We start from the raw sequence: 19,543 nt of genomic DNA on the forward strand, positions 1-19,543 counted from the left end.
ACAACAGCCCGCTCACAAGGGCCACTGCCAGCACCACAACAGCCCCACGGCCAGGCCGATCAGCACCGCGCGGCCGTGACGTGGCTGCGTCACCAAGTCCGGCCCGGCGCCGGGCACACGACCGCTGAGCATGGGCGCCCCCGCGTTGCGCTGGCGCAGCAGCGACAGCAGCAGCAAGGCCAAGAGGTGCGCGCCCACCAGCGCCAAGGCCCCATCGGCCAAAGCCTCATGGCCTTCCAGCAGCGCTTCCTGCAGCCACTGCGGGCCCCAGTCTTGATCGCCCAACCAGCCGCAGGCCAAGAGCGGCGGCAGGCACAGCAGCAGCGCCGCCGTGATGGCGCCCAAGGCCACGCTCTGGGCGCGGCGCGCAAGGCCCATCCAGTCGGGCAGAGGTGCCCGCAGCTGGGCCCAGGCTGCCAGCGCCCAGCGCGCCGCGTCACCCAGCTGGCGCGCCACCTGGCGCCAGCTCAAGCGGCGCGGGCCCCACAGCGCGTCGGCCAGGCGCAGCAGCAGCAGGGCTGCCAGGGTGTAGCCGCTGAGCACGTGCACATCGCGCCAACGCTCGGTGTCGCCCGTCAGCCAGGCCAGGGCAAAGCTCAGGGCCATGAGCCCATGGGTAAGGCGCGTGGCGCTGTCGGTGACGCGTCGGCCGCGCACACCTTGCGGCTCGGTGGAGGGCATGACGGCGCTCATGGTGCGTCAAACCCCCGGCGCAGCGCGGCAGGCAAGCCGCTGGGAATGCGCAGCTCGCGCTCGCGGTAGCTGCCTTGGTCGGCCTGGGTGTGACAGGCCGCGCAGTTGGCGGCACTTTTGACGGCGGCGTGGCGCCACACGGCGCTGTCGATCTCGTGGTGCTCGCGCTGGAACCAGGCGCTGGTGGTGATGCGGTCCTCGGGCGGCTGCGCTTGGGCGCGGCGCCCGGTGGCGGCGTGGCTTTGCAGCCAGCTCGAGAGCTCGCTGAGCGTGGCGGGGTCGAGCTGGGCGTTGCTGCCAAAGTGCTGGTCCAGCCGCCCCATGAGGCGGCGCCAGGAATCGGCCCCCAAATGCCCCGGCGCGTAGGGCACATGGCAGCTGGCGCACTCGCTGCGGTAGGTGGGCGTGAGGGCCACACGCGGGCCGTCGGCCAGCGCGGCAGAGCCCGCCAGCGCCAAGCCCAGAGCCAGGCTGATGCGGCGCGCGCTCACCGCGACAGGCTCAGCAAATAGGCCAGCACATCGGCCTTTTCGCCCGCGCTGCACTCGCGCGAGACCACATCGTTGCAATTGCGTTTGAACCATTTGTCCACCTTGCTGCTTTGCGTGAAGGATTCGGGGTTGAAGGCCGGGGCCAGCGGCGCCAGGCGTTTGTCGGTGCGGGCATGGCGGCCTTGTTGCGTGGGCGGCTGGCCGTGGCAGCTGGCACAGGACCACTGCGCGCCATGGCGCTGGGTGAAGAACTGCTGCCCGGCCTGCACCTGGCCGGGGCGGCCGGCCTCGGCCTCAAAGCGCGCACGCTGGGCGGCCGCGCTGGTGTCGGCGGCTGAGGCGGGCACGGCCAGCAGGCCTGCACCCAGGGCCAGAAGGAGTAAGCGCAGAGCGGTCATAAAGGCGGAGGTGGGGCTGAACATGGATTGCATTTTTGGGGGCACTGCTTGAAGCGGGGCTGAAGCGCTTGTTCATCTGCCGTTCAGCCAGGTGCAGGCATGATGGGCGCATGAAGCACTGCCTGCGCTCCTGCATCTGGGCCCTGTGCGCCGTGGCGGCACTGGTCTCGCTGCGCGCGACCGCTCACACCGAGGACGACCACGAACGCGCCCGCGCGGCACGCCAGGCGGGGCTGGTCAAGCCCTGGCCCGAGCTGCAAGAACCGCTGCTGCGCCGCTACCCCGGCCGGGTGCTGGAGTTGGAGCTGGAGCAAGAGGGGCGGCGCTGGATTTACGAGGTCAAGCTGCTGCACAACGACGGGCGGCTGCTCAAGCTCGAACTCGACGCGCGCAGCGGCGAGCTGCTGCGCGTGCGCGAACGCCGCGCCACCCCGCGCCCCAGTCACGCAGCCAGTGCCGCAGGAGCGGGCTCATGAAAGTGCTGCTGGTCGAAGACGACCCGACGCTGCGCGAACAGCTGCAGCGGCTCTTGCAAAGCGCGGGCTATGCCGTGCTGGCCTGCGACAACGGCCTGAGCGCTTGGCAGCTGGGCGACAGCGAGGGCTGCGACGCCGTGGTGCTGGACCTGGGCCTGCCGCAGCTCGACGGCCTGTCGGTGCTGCAGCGCTGGCGCGCGGCAGGCCTGCACATGCCGGTGCTCATCCTCACCGCCCGCGACCGCTGGCACGACAAAGTCACCGGCATCGACGCTGGCGCCGACGACTACCTCACCAAACCCTTTCACCAAGAAGAGCTGCTGGCGCGGCTGCGCGCGCTCATACGCCGCGCCCACGGCCAGACCTCGCCGGTGCTGAGCTGCGGCGCCCTGCAGCTGGACACGCGCAGCGCGCGCGTCAGCCACAACGGCGTGCTGCTGCAGCTGACCTCGCTGGAGTACCGCCTGCTGGCCTATTTGATGCACCGGCCGGGGCAGGTGGTGTCGCGCGCCGAGCTCACCGAGCACCTCTACGCCCAGGACTTCGAGCGCGACTCCAACACCATCGAGGTGTTCGTGGCGCGGCTGCGCCGCAAGCTGCCCACGCCCTGCATAGACACCGTGCGCGGCCTGGGCTACCGCCTGCAGGACGGCGCATGAGCCGCCCAGCGTGGGCGCGCTTTTCGCTGCGCGCGCGGCTGCTGGTGCTCACGCTGCTGGGCGTGGCCGCAGCGCTGCTGCTGGCGCACGGGGTGCTGAGCAATTTGTTCCGCGAGGAGGTGCAGCGCCAAGTCGCCCAGGGCCTGCAAGCCCAGCTCGACCTGCTGACCACGCGCCTGGAACCCGACGCCCAAGGCCAGCTCGACCTCAAGGGCCAAAACCCCGCTGACCCGCGCTGGCAGCAGCCCTATGGCGGCCTGTACTGGCAGGTGGACCTGCCCCAGCGCCCTGCCGCCTGGCGCTCGCGCTCGCTGTGGGACAGCCAGCTCAACCTGCCGCCAGACCAGCTCGGCAGCACCGAGCTGCACCAGCACCTGCTCAGCGGCCCGCAGGGCGAGCCGTTGCTGGTGCTGGAGCGCCGCGTGCAGTGGCCCGAGCAGGGCAGCGCGCGCCTGGCCGTGGCGGCCGACCTGCGCGACAGCCACACTGCCGTGGCGCGCTTTGAGCGCGTGCTGGGCTGGTCGCTGCTGGTGCTGCTGGCCGTGCTCTTGCTGGCGGCCTGGGCCCAGGTGCGCCTGGGGCTGGCGCCGCTGGCCGAGCTGCAGCGCGCCCTGGCCGCCTTGCGCCAGGGCCAGCAGCCGCGCCTGCAAGGCCACTACCCGGCCGAGGTGCAGCCCCTGGTGGACGATTTCAACGGCGTGCTGGCCCACAACGAAGCCGTGCTGGAGCGCGCGCGCACGCAGGCGGGCAATCTGGCGCACGCCCTCAAAACGCCGCTGTCGGTGCTGGCCCAGGCAGCCCAGGCCGCCTCGCCCTCGGCCCCTGGTCTGCCCGAGCTGGTGCAGGAGCAGGTGGCACAGGCACAGCGCCAGGTGGACTGGCATTTGGCCCGCGCTCGCGCCGCTGCCGCGCATTCGGTACAGCGCACCGCCGTGCTGCCGCAGCTCCAGGCCCTGGTGCGCACGCTGGCGCGCCTGCACCCGGACAAAACCCTGTCGCTGCCCACCTCGCCGCAGAGCCAAGCGCTGCACTTCGCCGGTGAAACCCAGGACCTGCTGGAGATGGCGGGCAATGTGCTGGACAACGCCTGCCGCTGGGCACGCCAGCAGGTGCGGGTGCAAGCCAGCATCACAGCACAGGGCCTGCTCACGCTGTGCGTGGATGACGACGGCCCCGGCGTGCCCTTGGAGCGGCGCGCCCAGGTGCTGCGCCGCGGCGAGCGCCTGGACGAAGCGCAGCCCGGCCACGGTCTGGGGCTGGCGATTGTTCAAGACCTCGCCGCGCTCTACGGCGGCACGCTGCAGCTGCAAGACAGCCCGCTGGGTGGGCTGCGCGTGCTGCTCACCCTGCCCAGCACGCCGGGTGCTGCTGGCCCACAAAACCCAGCCCAGCCCTCGGGCTTGGCCCAGGAGCCCGGTCCGGCGTCCCGCTGATCGGGCGCGGCACCAGGCGTCAGGGTCGCCCAAGCGACGATTCAACCCGCATTTGAGGGGGGCGCCCTGTCCCAAAGCGCTTGCCCATCAGGGGGCTTCATGCCCACACTGAAGCGCTTGAGGGGTTCGTCATGTCTGTTGTGTTCTCAGAAGTCTTGCCTGCCGACTGGGACCAGGATTTACAGCGCTGCCTGACCGTGGCGCACCACGCGCGCCAGCTGGGTCAATTCCAGATGGGCACCACCGCAGCGGCGCGTGCGTGGGTGCTGGCGCAACAGCAAGAGTCCGACCAACACCGCCTGGCGGCTGGGCAACTGCGCCTGTTTTTTGCGCTGCGCACGGGGCAGTTTCAGCAGGTCTTGGATTTGGCCGAGCAGGTGCTACCCCTGGCCGCGGAACTGCTGGCCACACGCGAGCTCAATGAAATGCTGCGTTGGGCCGCATTGGCCGGTGCGGAGCTGGGTGCGTTTGACACCGCCATGAACCACGCCCATCGCGCTCTGCAGCTGGCGCAAACCCAGGGCGACCGCGTCGTGCAGGCCTTGGCGCTCAACAGCCTGGCCGTGTGCTTTCATGCCATGGGCGACCCCTGGCAGGCCGAACGCATGATGCGCGACGGCGCCGTGCTCATGGGTGACGAGGCCGGGCCCTATGAGCTGCTGGTGCACAGCATCAACCTCACCGAGGTGCTGCTGACGCAGCACAACATCACCGAAATGCTGGTGCCGCCCGAGCAAACCCGCCAGCTGCTGATACGCACCCTGCACGTGGCCCGCGAGGCCGCGCAGCACGCGCGCACCTATGCAGCGCCCTATGCGCTGATGTGCGCAGGCGCCAACCTGGGCGAAGTGCTGGGCCTCTTGGGCGAACATGCGGATGCACGCCAGCACCTCCTGCGCGCGCAGGAGCTGGCGCGCTCGCTGGGGGCGCAGCACATCGAAGGCTCGCTGTACGCGCGCTTGGCACGCTTGGCGCTGGAGCAGCAGCAGCCCGGCCAGGCCCTGCACCACGCCGAACATGCGCTGGCGCTGATGAGCTCCGAGAGCCACTGGAGCACGCTGTTTGGCCCGCAGCAGCTGCACGCCACCGCCTACCGCGCGGCCAAGGCGCTGGGCGACTCGGCCTGCGCCATGCACCACCTCGAGCGGCTGCAGCAGCTGCAGCGCCGCCGCAATCTGCTGGCGCTGCAGGCGCTGTCGCAGCACACCCATGCGCGCGTGGAAGCCGAAAGCTGGGGCCTGTGTCAGAGCGGCCGCACCCTGGTGCGCGACCAGGCCGAGCCGATGGCCCGCTCGGACCCACTCACCGGACTGAGCACTGGCGCCTTGCTGCAGCAACACCTGCCCGAGCTGCTGCTCAGCGCCGAGCAGGAGCGACGCTGCGTCACCCTGGCGGTGCTGGAGATTGACCACTTCGACACCTTGCTGTGCCATGGCGGCCAGGCCGTGGGCGACACGCTGCTGCGCGACTTGGCCCAGCTGCTGCGCGACAACGTGCGCCACAGCGACATGCAGCTGCGCAGCCAAAGCCAGCAGCTGCAGGTGGTGCTGTGCGGCGTGGACGCCAAACACGCCGCCGAGGTGTTTGAGCGCCTGCGCGAGGCCGTGCTGCAGGCCGATTGGTCAGCGCTGGCCCTGCCCCAGCGCGTCAGCCTCAGCGTGGGCCTGAGCTGCACCCCACCCTACAACGCCGAGTGGCTCACCCAGCACGCCGAGGCCGCGCTCTACCGCGGACGCCAAAACGGCGGCAACCGCGTGCTGCTGGGCTGAGGCCTTCAGCGCCGCTGCACCAGCACCGGCTTGACCTCGGTGTGGCGGCGCAGCTGCTGCGCCGCTTGCTGGGCCTGCTCTTGGGTCTCGAAAGGCCCCAGCTGCAGGCGGTGCAGCTTGCGTTCACGAAAAATGGTCAACATGGGGCGCAGCTCCTGCTGGGTTTGCAGCAGCTCGCGGCGCTGGGCCTCGGCCCCTTCGAGCCGCGCAAACGCCCCCAGCTGCAGCCAGTAGCCGCTGGGCCCGGCCACGCGCATCTCGCCCACCGGCGTGGTGTCGCCAGCCGCCTCGCGCTGCTGCACCGTGCTGGGGCTCTGGGCGCCACCCGCGGGTGTCTGCGCGGCGTACACGGGCGGTGCATCAGGCTCGGGCGGCTCGGCCCCACGCAGCCAGGCGCCGCTGCGGATGTCTTCATAGGTGATGCGCTCCAGCTCCACGGGAGCAACGCCGCGCAGCACATCGAGCTTGAGCGCCGCGGTGTAGCTGAGGTCAATGATGCGGCCGCGGTGAAAAGGCCCACGGTCGTTGATGCGCACAATCACCTCGCGCCCATTGGCGGGATTGCGCACCCGCGCATAGCTGGGAATGGGCATGGTGGGGTGGGCCGCCGTCATGGCGTACATGTTGTAGACCTCGCCGCTGGCCGTGGGCCGGCCGTGGAACTGGCGGCCGTACCAGGAGGCCAGACCGCGCTCGGTCAGGGGCAAGTCCTCGGTCATGGGCTGGTACTGCTGGCCCAGCACCTCGTAGGGCTTGTTGGGCCCGCCTTTGCGCAGCGGCTCCAGGCGCGGCACGGCATTGGGCACGCGCTCCAGATCGGGCGGCACGGTCAGGGGCGGCCCGTCGCGCTGGGGGGCAGGCAGTTGGCGTGAGGGCGGCGTGCTGGTGCAGGCCGACAGCAGCGCCGCCACGGCCGCAGCCAGCAGCGGCCACAGGCCGGGAGAAGTCGAGGTCTTGTGCATGCCCGCAACCCTAACCCATGAAACACCCCGGCTGCCAGCCGCTATGCTGCGGGCTTTTGGCCTGCGCCGCCGCTGTGGCACAGGCGTCTTTGGCTTGATACCCGCACCATGTTTGACCACAACGAAACCCTGGAAGAGGCCCGCGAGCGCAATATCCGCGAGGCGCTGTTCGAAGACATCGGCCGCTGCGACTGGACCGCTCAGCTGGTGCCCGCGCACAGCGCTGTGCACGCCCAGGTGCGCGTGCGCGAAGCCGCCGTGCTCTGTGGTCGCCCCTGGTTTGAGGGGGTGTTTGCGCAGCTCGACAGCAAGGCCCGCATTCAATGGCACTACGACGAAGGCGCCGACATGGCCGCCGACACCGTGGTGTGCGACATCCACGCCGATGGTCGCGCCCTGCTCTCGGCCGAGCGCCCGGCGCTGAACTTTCTGCAGCTGCTCTCGGGCACGGCCACGCTCACGCGCGCCCACGCCCGCGCCATCGAGGGCCACAGCCCCAACCCGCGCGGCTGCGCCGTGCTGGACACGCGCAAAACCCTGCCGGGCCTGCGCCTGGCGCAGAAATACGCCGTGCGCGTGGGCGGTGGCGCCAACCAGCGCCTGGCGCTGTATGACGGCATCCTGATCAAGGAAAACCACATCGCCGCCGCCGGGGGCATCACCCAAGCCCTGCAAGCCGCAGCCGCGCTGCAGGCCGGGGTGACGGTGCAAGTCGAAGTCGAAACCCTGGCCGAGCTGCGCGAGGCCCTGCAAGGCGGCGCCACCAGCGTGCTGCTGGACAACTTCAGCGAGGCGCAGATGCGCGAGGCCGTGGCCCTCAACCGCGACAGCTTTGGCACACAAGCCCTGCTGGAAGTCTCGGGCGGCGTGGCGCTGGATCAGCTGGCCTGGATTGCCGCCACCGGCGTGGACCGCATCTCCATCGGCAAGCTCACCAAAGACGTGCGCGCGGTGGACTACTCCATGCGCGTGCTGGGCCCGCTGGCGCCCTGAGCGCGGCTTGGCTGCTGCCCCTCATCCCAGCGCATGTCCATCACCCCAGCCAAGCAACTCCTGCAAGCGCGCCTGATGGTGACTTTTGCGCGGGTGGTGGAGTGCCGCAGCATTTCCGCCGCGGCGCTGAGCCTGGGGGTGGACAAAGCCAGCGTCAGCCGCCAGCTGGCGGAGCTGGAAGACATGCTGGGCGTGCGGCTGCTGCACCGCAGCACACGCAAGCTCAGCCTCACCGACATTGGCGCCACCGTCTTTGACCGCGCGCTGCGCGTGGTCGAGGAGCTGGCGGCTGCCCATGCCGAGGCTGAGCACGCCCGCGGCACACCGTCTGGCGTGCTCAGCGTCAGCACCCCCGTGGCTTTTGGCACCCACCACCTGCTGCCTTATGTGGGCGAGTTCCACCGCCGCTGCCCACAAGTGACGCTGGAGCTGTGCCTGCTGGACCGCCAAGTGGATTTGCAAGACGAAGGCTTTGAGCTGCTGCTGCGCCTGTGCGACCACCCGCCCGAGACGCTGGTGGCCAGCAAGCTGGCCGACATCCACTACGCGCTGGTGGCCACACCGGCCTTTCTGAGCAGCCAGCGCCCCATCGAGCAAGTTGCCGATCTGGCCGAGGTCAACTGCCTGTTCTACGGCTACCGCAAGCACACGGCCCAGTGGCGCTTCAGCGCTGCAGGGGCGATGCAGGCGGTGCAAGTCCGCTCCCGCGTGGCCGTGAACAACAGCGATGCCGTCAAAGCACTGGCGCTGCAGAGCCTGGGCCTGGCCTTGCTGCCCTTGTTCGCGATTGCCGATGAGCTGCAAGACGGGCGGCTGCAGCGCGTCCTGCCCGAGCTGCAGGCCCAGGGCTATCTGGGGCGCCATCTTTTTGCGATTTACTCGCCCACACGCCAGCCCTCGCCCAAGCTGCGCAGCTTTCTGAGCTTTTTGCGCGAGGTCTGGCTGCCTCAGCAGCGCTGGCTGAACCTGGACGCCGCCGTCGTCAGGTAAACGCCGCCTGCCGACACCAAAAAACCCAGCAGCTGCGTGGCGTTGAGGGTTTCGTGCAGCAGCAGGTAGCCCATCAGCGCCGTCACACCGGGCACCAGATAGAACAGGCTGGCCACCTGGCTGGCCTGGCCGCGGCGCATCATGATGAAGAGCACGCTGATGGCGCCGATGGAGTTCACCAGGCTCAGCCACAGCGAGGCGCCCACCAGCTGCCAGGTCCAGGTGAGCTGCAGTCGCTCCAGCAGCCAGGCCGCAGGGCCCACCACCAGCGTGGCGCTGCAGAGCTGGATGAAGCCGCCCGTGCGCAAGTCCATGCCCGCGCAGTACTTCTTCTGCAGCAGCGTGCCCGCCGTGATGCCCAGCAGCGCCGCACCCAAGGCCAGATAGCCCAGCCACGGCGCCTGGCCCGCGCCGACTTTGTGCGCCACGACAATGCCCACCCCCAGCAGGCCCAACATCAAACCGCCGAGCTGCTGGCGGCTGATGCGCTCATTCAAAAACATGGCGGCCCCGGCCGCCGTCAGCACAGGCATGAGGCCCACGATCAAGGCCGCGATGCCCGCACTCACACCCCAGCTCAGGCCCAGGTACAGGCCGCTGAACTGCAGGGCCTGGATCAGCAAGCCCACCACGGCCAGGTGCCGCACCGAGGCCCAATCCTTGGGCCAGGGCGCACGGGTGAGCACGGCCATGAGCAGCAAGACCAGGGCCGCCACGCCAAAGCGCAGAAAAATCAGCGTGAGCGGGCCCGCATAAGGCAGAGCGATCTTGCCCGCCACATAGCCCGAACTCCACAGCAGGATGAAGAGCGCGGGCCAGCTCTGTGGGCTGGCATGGCTCACGGGGGTCGCGGTGATGGCGGCTGCTTTCATGGGGGCCTCACGGGGCTGATGGGTCGACGCAGTATCGGGAGACGACCGCGCGCCGATAAGCCCGTGATGGCGCAAACACCTGTTGCGCCAGCCGCAACAGTCAAGGCTTGGCGGTGCTGCGTTTTTTGCGCCTTTGTCTGCGCATGGCCCGCTTGGGGCTGCAGATATGCTGGGCGTTTTGCCACGACGGCCATGCCTGCCCCCCATGAAGCTGCTGCTCATCCACCAGAACTTCCCCGGCCAGTTCCGCCACATGGTGGGCGCTTGGCTGGCGCGGCCGGGTTGGGAGCTCAAGGCCATTGGGCGCGACACCGCACCGGGCCTGCCTGAGCTGCCGGGCCTGGCGCTGCTGCGCTACAAGCCCCACCGCAGCGTGGGCGCGCAGCAGCACCACTACCTGCGCAAGATGGAAGACGCCGTGCTGCACGGCCAGGCCGTGGCACGGCTGCTCATGCAGCTGCGCGAGCAGGGCTGGGTGCCCGACACCATCCTGGCCCACCCCGGCTGGGGCGAAACCCTCTACGCCAAAGACATCTTTCCCCAGGCGCGCCTGGTGCACCTGTGCGAGTGGTTCTACAACGGCCAGGGCGCCGATGTGGGCTTTGACCCCGAGTTCCCCGCCAACTTTGATGCGCAAGCGCGCGTGCGCACCTGGAACGCCCTGCACCTGCTCAACCTGGCCAACGCCGACGCCTGCTTCAGCCCCACCGCCTGGCAGCGCGACCAGCACCCCGCGCCCTGGCGCGAGCGCATCCACCTCGCCCACGAAGGCGTGGCGCTCGAGGGCCTGCAGCCCGACGCGCAAGCCCAGTTCCAAGTGCCCGGGGGCCCGCTGCTCAAGGCCGGCGACGAGGTGCTGACCTATGTTGCGCGCAACCTCGAGCCCTACCGCGGTTTTCACATCTTCATGCGCGCCCTGCCCGAGCTGCTGCGCCAGCGCCCGCAGGCCCAGGTGCTCATCGCGGGCAGCGAGGGCGTGAGCTACGGCGGCAAACCCGCCCACGCCCCCACCTGGCGCGCACAGCTGCAGCAGGAGCTGCAAGGCCAGCTGGACCTCAGCCGCATCCACTTCCTGGGCAAGCTGCCCTATGCCGACTATGTGCGCGTGCTGCAGGTCTCCCGCGTGCACACCTACCTCAGCTACCCCTTTGTGCTGAGCTGGTCCATGCTCGAAGCCATGGCCTGCGGCTGCCTGGTGGTGGGCTCCGACACCCCGCCCGTGCGCGAAGTGCTGCGCCACGGCGAGAACGGCCTGCTCACCCCCTTCTTCAACCCCCAGGCCCTGGCCCAGCAACTCGCCGCCGCCCTGGCCGACCCCAGCGCCTACGCCCCCCTGCGCGAGGCCGCCCGCGCCACTGTGCTGCAGCACTACAGCCTGGCCCAGGGTCAGGCGCGCATAGAGGGCTTGTTGCGGGGGTGAGTGGCGCTGCAACACCCTGGCTTGACCGCCGGATTCTGATGCGGAACACCGGCGCTCCCTAGAATCGCCCTTTTTGCCCAGTCCCTGGGCTGGACGCCGCTGCGCATGACCGATACCTCTTCTTCCCCGACTGCGGCCGACTTTTGTGCCATTGACTTTGGCACCTCCAACTCCGCCATTGGCATTGCCTGCGCACAGCAGGGCATGCGCCTGGTGCCGCTGGAAGACGGGCGGCTGACCATGCCCACGGCGGTGTACTACTTCGCCGAAGGCAAGCACGATGCCGAGGGCCCGCCGCGTGCTTTTGGCCGCGCCGCGCTGCAGGCCTATGTGGCCGGGCACAGCGGACGGCTGATGCGCTCGATGAAAAGCATTCTGGGCTCGGAGCTGTACGAGCACAGCACCGATGTGGGCAGTGGGCGCGGCGTGCGCTATGCCGACATGCTCACGGGCTACCTCAAGCAGCTCAAGCGCCGTGCCGAGGCCGTGCATGGCGCGCCGCTGACGCGGGCCGTGCTGGGCCGCCCGGTGTTTTTTGTCGATGACGACCCGGTGCGCGACGCCACCGCGCAGCAGCAGCTCGAAGACGCGGCGCGCGCCGCGGGCTTTAGCGAGCTGGCGTTTCAGTTCGAGCCCATTGCCGCGGCCTTTGACTACGAGCGCCAGGTCAGCGCCGAGCAGTACGTGCTGGTGGCCGACATTGGCGGCGGCACCTCGGACTTTTCGGTGGTGCGCGTGGGCCCGCAGCGGCGCGAACAGCTGCAGCGGCGCGAGGACATTCTGGCCAGCCACGGCGTGCACATTGCGGGCACGGACTTCGACCGCCACATCGAGCTGGCCGCGGTACTGCCAGCGCTGGGCTACAAGGCGCTGGGCCCCAGCGGGCGCGAAGTGCCCAGCAAGATCTACTTCGACCTGGCCACCTGGCACCTGATCAACACCTGCTACAACCCGCAGCGCGTGCTGGAGCTGCGCAACATGAAGAGCTTTTACGCCGATGTGCGCCAGCACGCGCGGCTCATGACGCTCTTGAGCGAGCAGCTCGGCCACGAGCTGGCCCAGCAGGCCGAGGACGCCAAGATCGCCAGCGCACAAAGCGCGGCCGAGGTGCCCATCAGCCTGGACTTGATCGAGTCCGGCCTGGAAGTGCTGCTGCGCCCGCAGCAGACCGAGCAGGCGCTGGGCGCAGACATCGCGCGCATTGCCACGGCCGCGCAGGAATGCGTGCGCATGGCCGGGCTTGCGCCCGAGCAAATCGGCGCGCTGTACTGCACCGGAGGCTCCACCGGGCTGCCCGCGCTGGTGCAGGCGCTGCACGCGCCCTTCCCGCAAGCGCGCCTGGTGCAAGGCGACGCCTTTGCCTCCGTGGCCGCCGGCCTGGCCCTGCACGCCAAGCGCGTGTTTGCCTGAACGCCTGAGCCCGGCCTTTTCTTCAACACCACAACGCCTTGACCGCCATGACCCTCAAGCTGCGCCCCTTGGCCCTGGCCCTCACCCAAGCCGCCTGTCTGTGCCTGCCTCTGGCGGTGCAGGCGCAGGACACCACCACCCCTGCGGCCTCGGCCCTGGCCTACCAGCAGCCCAGCCCGGCCCTGCGCGCCGTGCTGGACGCGCCGGTGCTGCCCAGCTATGTGGTGGCGCCGGACCAGCGCCATGTGGCCGTGCTGCACAGCCAGCGCCTGCGCAGCGTGGCCGAGCTGGCGCGCCCGGTGCTCAAGCTCGGCGGCATCCGCTTTGACCCGGCCACCGCCAGCCCGCAGCTGCTGCCGGTGATCGAGTCTTTGGCGCTGCAGCCGGTGGAGGGCGGCGTGGCGCGGCCCGTGGCCCTGCCCGCGGGCGGGCAATGGCACCAGCTGCGCTTCTCGCCCGATGGCCAGCGCTTTTTGCTGAACCGCCGCACCAGTGAGGCCGTGGAGCTGTGGGTGGGCGATGTGGCCAGCGGCGCGCTGCGCCAGGTGCCGGGTCTGGCCCTGCACACCTTGCTGGAGCAGGACGTGGTGTGGAGCGGCCCGAGCAGCCTGGTGCTGCTGGCGCGCCCCGTCAACCCGGGTGTGGCGCCCACGCTGGGCACGCCCAGCGGCCCGGTGGTGCAGGAATCCATGGGCCAGCGCGCGCCGGAGCTGACGCTGCAAGACCTCATCAGCAACGCCCAGGAAGAGGCGCTGTTTGCCCACCATGCGCGTTCGCAGCTGGTGCGCGTGCAGCTCGACAGCCTGCAGGTGCAGCCCCTGGGCGAGCCGCAGATGTGGGCCAGCATCAGCGCCCTGGGCCGCGATGGCCTGCTGCTGACCGAGCGCCTGCTGCAGCCCTTCAGCTACCGCGTGCGCTGGAATGACTTTGCGCGGCAAGTGGAAATCCGCAACGCCCAGGGCGCCCTGGTGCGCAGCATCGCCCAGGTGCGCCAGCGCGAAGGCGTGCCGGTGGAGGGCGTGGTCCCGGGCCCGCGCCACTTCTGGGCCTCCAGCGCGGCCGACGCCGCCCTGTACTGGGTGGAAGCGCGCGACGGCGGCGACCCCGAGCAACACGCCACCTTCCGCGACCGCCTCATGGTGCTGCACCCGCCCTACAGCGGCGCGGCACAGGAGCTGCACCGTACCGCCCACCGCCTCACGCAGTTCCTGCCCATCGAAGGCGGCCAGCAGGCCCTGGTGCAAAGCTACGAGCGCAAGCGCCTGCGCCAGACCACCGAGCTGCTCAACCTGCAAAGCGGCAAGGCTCGCACGCTGTTTGAACGCTCCACGCGCGACCGCTACGGCGACCCCGGCCTGCCCCTCATGCGCCAACAGCCCAACGGCAGCTTGGCCCTGCGCCAAGACGGCGGCGCGCTGTGGCTGGTGGGCGCGGGCGCCAGCCCCGAGGGCGAACGCCCCTTCCTGGACCGCCTGGACCTGGCCAGCCGCCAGAGCACGCGCGTGTTCCAGTCCGGTCAGGGTGAAGGGGGCGAGTTCTACGAGCGCCCGCTGCAGCCGCTGGACGCCAGCGCCAGTCGCGTGCTGAGCCTGCGCGAGAGCTTCAGCCAGCCGCCGCAGCTCACCCTGCGCCAGGGCCCACAGCTCGCCCAGCTGCAGGCGCTGCACGCTCCGGCCGACCCCGCGCCGCAGCTGCGCAGCATCCGCCGCCAGCTGGTGAAGTTCAAGCGCGAGGACGGCGTGGAGCTGTCCTTCTGGCTCTACCAGCGCGCCGACCAGCTGCCCGGCCAGCGCCGCCCCGCCCTGGTGTGGGCCTACCCGCTGGAGTTCACCGACGCGGCCACCGCAGGCCAGGTCAGCGGCGCGCCCAACCGCTTCTTCAGCCTCACGGGGTCCAGCCCACTGATGCTGGTGCTCGAAGGCTATGTGGTGCTGTGGGACGCCACCATGCCCGTGGTGGGCGAGCCCAAGACCGTCAACGACAGCTTCATCCAGCAGATCACGCAAAACGCGCAGGCCATCATCCGCGAGGCCGACCGCCTGGGCGTGGCCGACCCGCAGCGCATGGTGGTGGCCGGGCACAGCTACGGTGCGTTCATGACGGCCAATTTGCTGGCGCACACCCAGCTCTTCAAGGCCGGCATTGCACGCAGCGGCGCCTACAACCGCAGCCTCACGCCCTTTGGCTTCCAGAGCGAACGGCGCAACTACTGGGAGGCGCAGTCCGTCTACCAGCAGCTCTCGCCCTTCAATTACGCCAACCAGCTCAAGACACCGCTGCTGCTCATCCACGGCGAGGCCGATGCCAACCCCGGCACCTACCCGCTGCAAAGCCAGCGCCTCTACCAAGCCCTGGCAGGCCTGGGCGGCCAGGTGCGCTACGTGGGCCTACCGCTGGAAGGCCATGGCTACAGCGCACGCGAGTCTGTGGGCCATGTGCTGTGGGAAATGAATGAATGGATGCGCCGCCATGTGGGGCCGGCCGTAGCCCCGGCGCCCGCGCCCGCAGGCGCGAACTGAGACCCAGAACCGCCAGCGCTGAGGGCGCTTCAACGCCCTTGGCGCTGGCGCAGCGGACCTGGGCTTGATCTGCCTCAGCGACGGCTGGGGCGGCGGGCTGGGCGCGCACCCGGCGCGGGAGCGCTGCGGGGCTGCGACACATCGGCCAGCAGCAGGCTGGCGCGCACCAGGGATTCGACCGCCTCGGCCAGCTCGGCGGGGGGCTCCAGGCTGTCGATTTCGTCTTGCAGCGCGTCGGCGTCTTCCAGGTCCTCGGGGTCCAGGTGCATATAGAGCTGGGCCAGGGGCTCGAGCAGGCGCTGTGCGTCCAGCGCGGTCAGCTCGGGGAACAGCTCGGTGGCCAGGCTGAAGCCAGCCACCCAGGGCACCACGGCTTCGGAGGCCAGGCTGCGCGCGGGCGCTGCGTCGTCGACGTCCTCGTCATCCTCGGCGGCTTCGTCGGTGCCTTCGTCGTCCGCGTCGTCTTCATCGCCGTCGTCCAGCTCGAACACCCAGGGGTCGAACCACTGGCGCAGCGCAATGGCCTGGCTGAGTTCGCGCAGCCGCCGCTGCACCGTGGCCAGCAGGGCATGGCCATCAAAGCTGGCTGGGGCTTGGCGCGCCGATTCGGCGTCCAGCACCCAGGGCCACCAGGCCGACAGCGGCACCGGGCGCGGCTGCAGCGCCACGCCCACCAAAAAGCCGTCCAGCACCGACAACTCCATGGGCTGCAGCGGCGCGGGCACCTCGTCCAGCAGCCGCTCCAGGCGGGCCAGGTCCTTGTCGCTCCAGGGTTCGGGCGGGGGCGGTGGCGCGGTGGCAGGACCTCGGGCATGGGCCGAGGAGGCAGGACGCGGGCCACCGCGCGAGGCGGTGCCGCGCCGGGCGGGCGGTGCAGGGGGTTTCATGGCGGCCGATTATCCGCCCCGGGCTTGGCAAAGGCACGTCGCGGGCACGGCAGTGCGCTGCGCAAACCGAGCGCGCCAGCAATCGCCCAAATCCCTACTTTCTGACCTTTGCCACCACCTTTGGTGGGATGGCTGGCGGCAAGTGCCCCTCTGACAATAGCGTTGATGCGGTTGATGCCAACCGCATCAATCCCAACGACGTCCTTCTAGGACTTTGACACGCCCGCTCAGCCCGTCTGGTCGGGCGTTTTTTTTTTGGCGTCTCAGCTCAGGCCGAATTTGCGAATCTTGTCGTGCAAGGTGGTTTTGGGTACACCCAGGGCCTGCGCTGCGCGGCCCAGGCTGCGGTGCTGGCGCAGGGCTTCGTCGATGAGGGTGCGCTCAAACGCAGCCACGCTGTCGGCCAGCGAGCGCGGCGGAGCTTCGCTGGTGGTGGCAAAGGGGGCAGAGCCACCCTCGATGCCCAGCACGCAGCGCTCGGCGACGTTGCGCAGCTCGCGCACATTGCCCGGCCAGTGGTAGCCCTGCAGCTGCTGGCGCTGCACGGCGCTGAGCGCTGCCGCCTCGCGGCCATGGCGCGCGGCGGCTTGCAGCACAAAGTGCTCGAACAGCAGCAAGATGTCCTCGCGCCGCTCACGCAGCGGCGGCAGGTCCACCGTGGCCACGCTCAGGCGGTAGTACAGATCGCTGCGAAACCCGCCCTGGGCGCATAGCGCCAGCAAATCCAGCTTGGTGGCGGCCACGACGCGACAGTCCACCGGGATGAGGGTGTTGGAGCCCAGGCGCTCGAGGGTGCGCTCCTGCAGCACGCGCAGCAGCTTGATTTGCATGGGCAGGGGCATGGACTCGATTTCGTCCAGAAACAGCGTGCCGCCGCTGGCGTGCTCGATCTTGCCAATGCGGCGCTTGGCCGCGCCGGTGTAGGCCCCGGCCTCGTGGCCGAAGATTTCGCTGTCAAACAGCGTCTCGGGCAGGCCGCCGCAGTTGATGGCCACAAAGTGCCCGCGCCGCTGCGGGCCCGCCTCGTGCAGGCTGCGCGCCACCTGCTCCTTGCCGGTGCCGGTCTCGCCGACGATGAGCACATCGGCCGCGCTGTCGGCCACGCTGGCCACCCAGTCGCGCACGCGGGCCATGCCCTTGCTGCGCCCGAGCAGGCGGCCGTCAAACTGCTCGCGCTGGCTCAGGCGCTGGCGCAGCTCGCGCACCTCCAGCACCAGGCGGCGCTTTTCCAGCGCACGGCGCACCACGTCCACCAGGTACTGCGGCGCAAAGGGCTTTTGGATGAAGTCGTAGGCCCCGCACTTCATGGCTTGCACAGCCATGCTCACATCGCCATGGCCGGTGATGATGATGACCGGCAGCTGCGCGTCGGCCGCGGCCAGCGCGCGCACCAGCGCCAGACCGTCCATGCCGGGCAGGCGCACGTCGCTGACGACCACGCCCGCAAAGTGCTCGCCCAGCTGCTGCTGGGCTTGCTCGGCGGAACTCACCCAATGGGTGCGCAGGCCTTCGAGTTGCAGGGCTTGCTGGCAGCCCAGGGCCACGTCCGGGTTGTCTTCCACCAGCAGCACTTGGGCTTGGTTGTTCATGGCTTGACGCCGCCTTCGGGGTCGGGGGCGCGGGGTAAATCGACGGTGAAGACTGCACCACCCAGGGCATGGTTGGCGCCGCTGAGGCTGCCGCCGCAGTCGCGCACGATGCCCGCCGAGATGGCCAAACCCAGGCCCAGGCCTTGCTCCGGAGCTTTGGTGGTGAAGAAGGGTTCGAAGAGACGGCTGCGCACGTGCTCGGGCAGGCCGGGTCCGCTGTCGTGCACGCTCACGCGCACGCGCTGCGCGGTGCTGCTGCAGCTGATGTGAATGCGCCGCTGCGGCTGGACGGCCACAGCGTCCAGGGCGTTGCCGATGAGATTGACCAGCACCTGCTCCAGGCGGTTGGCGTCGCACAGGGCCTCGGGGCTGGGGCTTTCGTCGCTGCGTTGCAGCACGGTGCCACCGTGGCGCAGGCGCAGCTCCAGCAGCGCCAGGGCGTTGTCGACCACCTGGGCCATGGGCACGGCCTGGATCTGCCCGCTGGACTTGCGTGCAAAGCCACGCAGCTGCCCGGTGATGTGGCCCATGCGGTCCACCAGTGCCGCAATGCGCTGCAAATTGCCCTGCGCGGTGCTGAGGTCGCCCAGCTCCAAAAAGCGCGCGGCGTTGGTGGAGAGCGTGCGCACCGCCGCCAGGGGCTGGTTGAGTTCATGCGCCACGCCTGCGGCCATCTGCCCGATGACGGCGAGCTTGCCTGATTGCACCAACTCGTCTTGCGCCGCGCGCAGGGTTTGTTCGGCGTGGATACGGTCGGCCACCTCGGCTTGCAGGCGTTGGTTGGCCGCAGAGAGGTCAGCGGTGCGCTCGGCCACCGTGCGCTCCAGCGCGTCCAGCGCGCGCTGCAGGGTCTGGCGCGCGGCCAGGCGGATGGTGAGATTGCCACGGCGCTCATGCACCACCCAGGCCAGCATGCACACCATGGCGGCGGCCACCAGGCCCAGCGCCGCACGGCTCAATGCGGTGTCTTGCACCTGCTCCAGATGCGACAGCACCGTCAGCGTCCAGGTGGTGCCCGCCAGCGGGCGGGACTGCGCCAGAAAGCGCCCGGCCACGGGGTAGACCGAGGGCTCGGCCGTGCCTGTCTGAGGCAGACGCACCAGGCGCGCGTCCTGCCCCTGTGGGCCCAGCTCCGCAAGGCCCAGCGGGCGCACCACACGGCGGTTGTATTGCAGATTGCGGTCCAGCGCTTGGCGCGCCGCATCGTCCAGCGGGCGCAGCGCCCTGAACTTCCACGCGGGCACGGAGCTGAGGATGACCACAGCGTTGTCGTCACTCACCAGCACTGGCGTCTCCACCGTGGCCCAGCTGCGTTCGAGCTGCTCCAGGCTGAGCTTGACCACCACCACGCCCAGCGCGCGGCGCCCCTCCATCACGGCCGAGGCCAGGTAGTAGCCCGGCTCGCCGCGCGTGGTGCCGATGCCAAAGAATCGTCCACTGCCTTGGGCCAGGGCATCGCGGAAGTAAGGACGAAAGGGCAGCTGCTCGCCCATGAAGCTGTCGGGCGCGTCCCAGTTGCTGGCCGCCAGCACGCGCCCGCTGGCATTCATGAGGTAGATGGAGAGCGTGCCCGCACGGCTGTTGAGCTGTTGCAGGTGCCTGCACACGGCTTGCAGGTGCTGGTCGTCGCTGGGCGCGCGCAGCAGGTTTTGCACCTGAGCTTCCAAAGCCAGCGCCGCAGGCAGCAGCGCGAACTTGTTGATCTCGCGCTCCAGGCTGGCGGCATACAGGTCCAGCCGGTGCACGCCGGTGCTGTGCAGCTCCTGCATGCCCGCTTGCTCGGCCTGCCGGTAGCTCAGCCACGCGGCACCCACCATCACCAACAGCATCAAAACCGTAGCGGGGAGGTTGACAAAAAGGCGGCGTGACATGGCGTTGGGCAGGGGGAGCCAGATCTTATGCACCCGCAGCAGGCGCTGGCAGGCCAGGCCCCCCCTTGAGTGCGCGGTTGCGGCAATTGCACACGCGCAGCACAGGCGGCG

Annotated in this window: 17 protein-coding genes; 9 read left to right on the forward strand and 8 right to left on the reverse strand. The window is 69.8% G+C overall.

Annotated features, from left to right (window positions below):
- Positions 1-12: 12 nt before the first annotated feature.
- Genes ACG0Z6_RS05425 through ACG0Z6_RS05435 form a run of 3 tightly spaced genes read right to left on the reverse strand, consistent with a single transcriptional unit; the run spans position 13 to position 1,582 of the window.
- Complete coding sequence (locus ACG0Z6_RS05425) at positions 13-693, reverse strand: cytochrome b/b6 domain-containing protein (RefSeq protein WP_394459242.1); 681 nt, start codon at positions 691-693, stop codon at positions 13-15.
- Positions 690-1,184, reverse strand: coding sequence for a diheme cytochrome c (locus ACG0Z6_RS05430; protein ID WP_394459244.1), 495 nt, complete (start codon positions 1,182-1,184; stop codon positions 690-692). Before ACG0Z6_RS05430 ends, ACG0Z6_RS05425 begins: the two co-directional genes overlap by 4 nt.
- Positions 1,181-1,582, reverse strand: coding sequence for a DUF1924 domain-containing protein (locus ACG0Z6_RS05435; protein WP_394459987.1), 402 nt, complete (start codon positions 1,580-1,582; stop codon positions 1,181-1,183). Before ACG0Z6_RS05435 ends, ACG0Z6_RS05430 begins: the two co-directional genes overlap by 4 nt.
- Before the next feature lie 110 nt (positions 1,583-1,692).
- Here ACG0Z6_RS05435 and ACG0Z6_RS05440 point away from each other — a divergent pair, with 110 nt between their 5' ends.
- The 4 genes from ACG0Z6_RS05440 to ACG0Z6_RS05455 all read left to right on the forward strand — a co-directional run bounded on the left by ACG0Z6_RS05440 (position 1,693) and on the right by ACG0Z6_RS05455 (position 5,919).
- Positions 1,693-2,058 (forward strand): PepSY domain-containing protein, encoded by a 366-nt coding sequence (locus tag ACG0Z6_RS05440; RefSeq protein WP_394459246.1) that lies wholly within the window; start codon positions 1,693-1,695, stop codon positions 2,056-2,058.
- The gene (locus ACG0Z6_RS05445) at positions 2,055-2,717 is read left to right on the forward strand and encodes a response regulator transcription factor (RefSeq protein ID WP_394459248.1); all 663 of its coding nucleotides are present in this window, start codon (positions 2,055-2,057) and stop codon (positions 2,715-2,717) included. Before ACG0Z6_RS05440 ends, ACG0Z6_RS05445 begins: the two co-directional genes overlap by 4 nt.
- Positions 2,714-4,150: a sensor histidine kinase gene (locus ACG0Z6_RS05450; protein ID WP_394459250.1), complete on the forward strand. Its 1,437-nt coding sequence runs from the start codon at positions 2,714-2,716 to the stop codon at positions 4,148-4,150. Before ACG0Z6_RS05445 ends, ACG0Z6_RS05450 begins: the two co-directional genes overlap by 4 nt.
- Positions 4,151-4,281: 131 nt before the next feature.
- On the forward strand, positions 4,282-5,919 hold the full coding sequence (locus ACG0Z6_RS05455; RefSeq protein WP_394459252.1) for a tetratricopeptide repeat-containing diguanylate cyclase: 1,638 nt from the start codon (positions 4,282-4,284) through the stop codon (positions 5,917-5,919).
- A 5-nt stretch (positions 5,920-5,924) separates the two neighbouring features.
- Here the strand turns inward: ACG0Z6_RS05455 and ACG0Z6_RS05460 are convergent, their stop codons facing one another.
- On the reverse strand, positions 5,925-6,881 hold the full coding sequence (locus ACG0Z6_RS05460) for a septal ring lytic transglycosylase RlpA family protein (RefSeq protein ID WP_394459254.1): 957 nt from the start codon (positions 6,879-6,881) through the stop codon (positions 5,925-5,927).
- A 108-nt stretch (positions 6,882-6,989) separates the two neighbouring features.
- Between ACG0Z6_RS05460 and nadC the strand changes: the two genes are divergently transcribed.
- Both nadC and ACG0Z6_RS05470 read left to right on the forward strand, forming a co-directional pair.
- The gene (nadC, locus tag ACG0Z6_RS05465; RefSeq protein ID WP_394459256.1) at positions 6,990-7,874 is read left to right on the forward strand and encodes a carboxylating nicotinate-nucleotide diphosphorylase; all 885 of its coding nucleotides are present in this window, start codon (positions 6,990-6,992) and stop codon (positions 7,872-7,874) included.
- Between the two features lie 33 nt (positions 7,875-7,907).
- A complete protein-coding gene (locus tag ACG0Z6_RS05470; RefSeq protein WP_394459258.1) occupies positions 7,908-8,864 on the forward strand; it encodes a LysR family transcriptional regulator in 957 nt (318 codons plus the stop codon).
- Here ACG0Z6_RS05470 and ACG0Z6_RS05475 read toward each other — a convergent pair.
- Positions 8,822-9,736, reverse strand: coding sequence for a DMT family transporter (locus tag ACG0Z6_RS05475; protein ID WP_394459260.1), 915 nt, complete (start codon positions 9,734-9,736; stop codon positions 8,822-8,824). The two genes, ACG0Z6_RS05470 and ACG0Z6_RS05475, sit on opposite strands and share 43 nt — an antisense overlap.
- Positions 9,737-9,941: 205 nt before the next feature.
- On the opposite strand from ACG0Z6_RS05475, the gene ACG0Z6_RS05480 reads away from it, so the two are divergent.
- The 3 genes from ACG0Z6_RS05480 to ACG0Z6_RS05490 all read left to right on the forward strand — a co-directional run bounded on the left by ACG0Z6_RS05480 (position 9,942) and on the right by ACG0Z6_RS05490 (position 15,085).
- The gene (locus tag ACG0Z6_RS05480; RefSeq protein ID WP_394459262.1) at positions 9,942-11,156 is read left to right on the forward strand and encodes a glycosyltransferase family 4 protein; all 1,215 of its coding nucleotides are present in this window, start codon (positions 9,942-9,944) and stop codon (positions 11,154-11,156) included.
- A 105-nt stretch (positions 11,157-11,261) separates the two neighbouring features.
- Positions 11,262-12,566 carry an Hsp70 family protein gene (locus ACG0Z6_RS05485; RefSeq protein WP_394459265.1) on the forward strand — a complete coding sequence of 435 codons (1,305 nt, stop codon included), beginning with the start codon at positions 11,262-11,264 and terminating at the stop codon, positions 12,564-12,566.
- Positions 12,567-12,613: 47 nt separating this feature from the next.
- Positions 12,614-15,085 (forward strand): alpha/beta hydrolase family protein, encoded by a 2,472-nt coding sequence (locus ACG0Z6_RS05490; RefSeq protein WP_394459267.1) that lies wholly within the window; start codon positions 12,614-12,616, stop codon positions 15,083-15,085.
- Positions 15,086-15,159: 74 nt separating this feature from the next.
- Here ACG0Z6_RS05490 and ACG0Z6_RS05495 read toward each other — a convergent pair whose 3' ends face one another.
- From ACG0Z6_RS05495 to ACG0Z6_RS05505, 3 genes are all read right to left on the reverse strand, one after another.
- Positions 15,160-15,972, reverse strand: coding sequence for a UPF0149 family protein (locus ACG0Z6_RS05495; protein WP_394459269.1), 813 nt, complete (start codon positions 15,970-15,972; stop codon positions 15,160-15,162).
- A gap of 263 nt (positions 15,973-16,235) precedes the next feature.
- Positions 16,236-17,561 carry a sigma-54-dependent transcriptional regulator gene (locus ACG0Z6_RS05500; RefSeq protein ID WP_394459271.1) on the reverse strand — a complete coding sequence of 442 codons (1,326 nt, stop codon included), beginning with the start codon at positions 17,559-17,561 and terminating at the stop codon, positions 16,236-16,238.
- Positions 17,558-19,432 carry a sensor histidine kinase gene (locus tag ACG0Z6_RS05505; protein WP_394459273.1) on the reverse strand — a complete coding sequence of 625 codons (1,875 nt, stop codon included), beginning with the start codon at positions 19,430-19,432 and terminating at the stop codon, positions 17,558-17,560. The genes ACG0Z6_RS05500 and ACG0Z6_RS05505 overlap by 4 nt, the downstream gene beginning before the upstream one ends.
- Positions 19,433-19,543 lie beyond the last annotated feature (111 nt).

It is taken from the genome of Roseateles rivi, from assembly GCF_043555845.1.
Lineage (GTDB): Bacteria > Pseudomonadota > Gammaproteobacteria > Burkholderiales > Burkholderiaceae_C > Roseateles > Roseateles rivi.

What these genes read in the sequence shown, in the direction of transcription:
- ACG0Z6_RS05460 (WP_394459254.1), bottom strand. Translation starts at nt 6,881, where the DNA reads ATGCACAAGACCTCGACTTCTCCCGGCCTGTGGCCGCTGCTGGCTGCG.
- ACG0Z6_RS05425 (WP_394459242.1), bottom strand. Translation starts at nt 693, where the DNA reads ATGAGCGCCGTCATGCCCTCCACCGAGCCGCAAGGTGTGCGCGGCCGA.
- ACG0Z6_RS05475 (WP_394459260.1), bottom strand. Translation starts at nt 9,736, where the DNA reads ATGAAAGCAGCCGCCATCACCGCGACCCCCGTGAGCCATGCCAGCCCA.
- ACG0Z6_RS05480 (WP_394459262.1), top strand. Translation starts at nt 9,942, where the DNA reads ATGAAGCTGCTGCTCATCCACCAGAACTTCCCCGGCCAGTTCCGCCAC.
- ACG0Z6_RS05490 (WP_394459267.1), top strand. Translation starts at nt 12,614, where the DNA reads ATGACCCTCAAGCTGCGCCCCTTGGCCCTGGCCCTCACCCAAGCCGCC.
- ACG0Z6_RS05435 (WP_394459987.1), bottom strand. Translation starts at nt 1,582, where the DNA reads ATGACCGCTCTGCGCTTACTCCTTCTGGCCCTGGGTGCAGGCCTGCTG.
- ACG0Z6_RS05455 (WP_394459252.1), top strand. Translation starts at nt 4,282, where the DNA reads ATGTCTGTTGTGTTCTCAGAAGTCTTGCCTGCCGACTGGGACCAGGAT.
- nadC (WP_394459256.1), top strand. Translation starts at nt 6,990, where the DNA reads ATGTTTGACCACAACGAAACCCTGGAAGAGGCCCGCGAGCGCAATATC.
- ACG0Z6_RS05470 (WP_394459258.1), top strand. Translation starts at nt 7,908, where the DNA reads ATGTCCATCACCCCAGCCAAGCAACTCCTGCAAGCGCGCCTGATGGTG.
- ACG0Z6_RS05500 (WP_394459271.1), bottom strand. Translation starts at nt 17,561, where the DNA reads ATGAACAACCAAGCCCAAGTGCTGCTGGTGGAAGACAACCCGGACGTG.
- ACG0Z6_RS05505 (WP_394459273.1), bottom strand. Translation starts at nt 19,432, where the DNA reads ATGTCACGCCGCCTTTTTGTCAACCTCCCCGCTACGGTTTTGATGCTG.
- ACG0Z6_RS05485 (WP_394459265.1), top strand. Translation starts at nt 11,262, where the DNA reads ATGACCGATACCTCTTCTTCCCCGACTGCGGCCGACTTTTGTGCCATT.
- ACG0Z6_RS05445 (WP_394459248.1), top strand. Translation starts at nt 2,055, where the DNA reads ATGAAAGTGCTGCTGGTCGAAGACGACCCGACGCTGCGCGAACAGCTG.
- ACG0Z6_RS05440 (WP_394459246.1), top strand. Translation starts at nt 1,693, where the DNA reads ATGAAGCACTGCCTGCGCTCCTGCATCTGGGCCCTGTGCGCCGTGGCG.
- ACG0Z6_RS05495 (WP_394459269.1), bottom strand. Translation starts at nt 15,972, where the DNA reads ATGAAACCCCCTGCACCGCCCGCCCGGCGCGGCACCGCCTCGCGCGGT.
- ACG0Z6_RS05450 (WP_394459250.1), top strand. Translation starts at nt 2,714, where the DNA reads ATGAGCCGCCCAGCGTGGGCGCGCTTTTCGCTGCGCGCGCGGCTGCTG.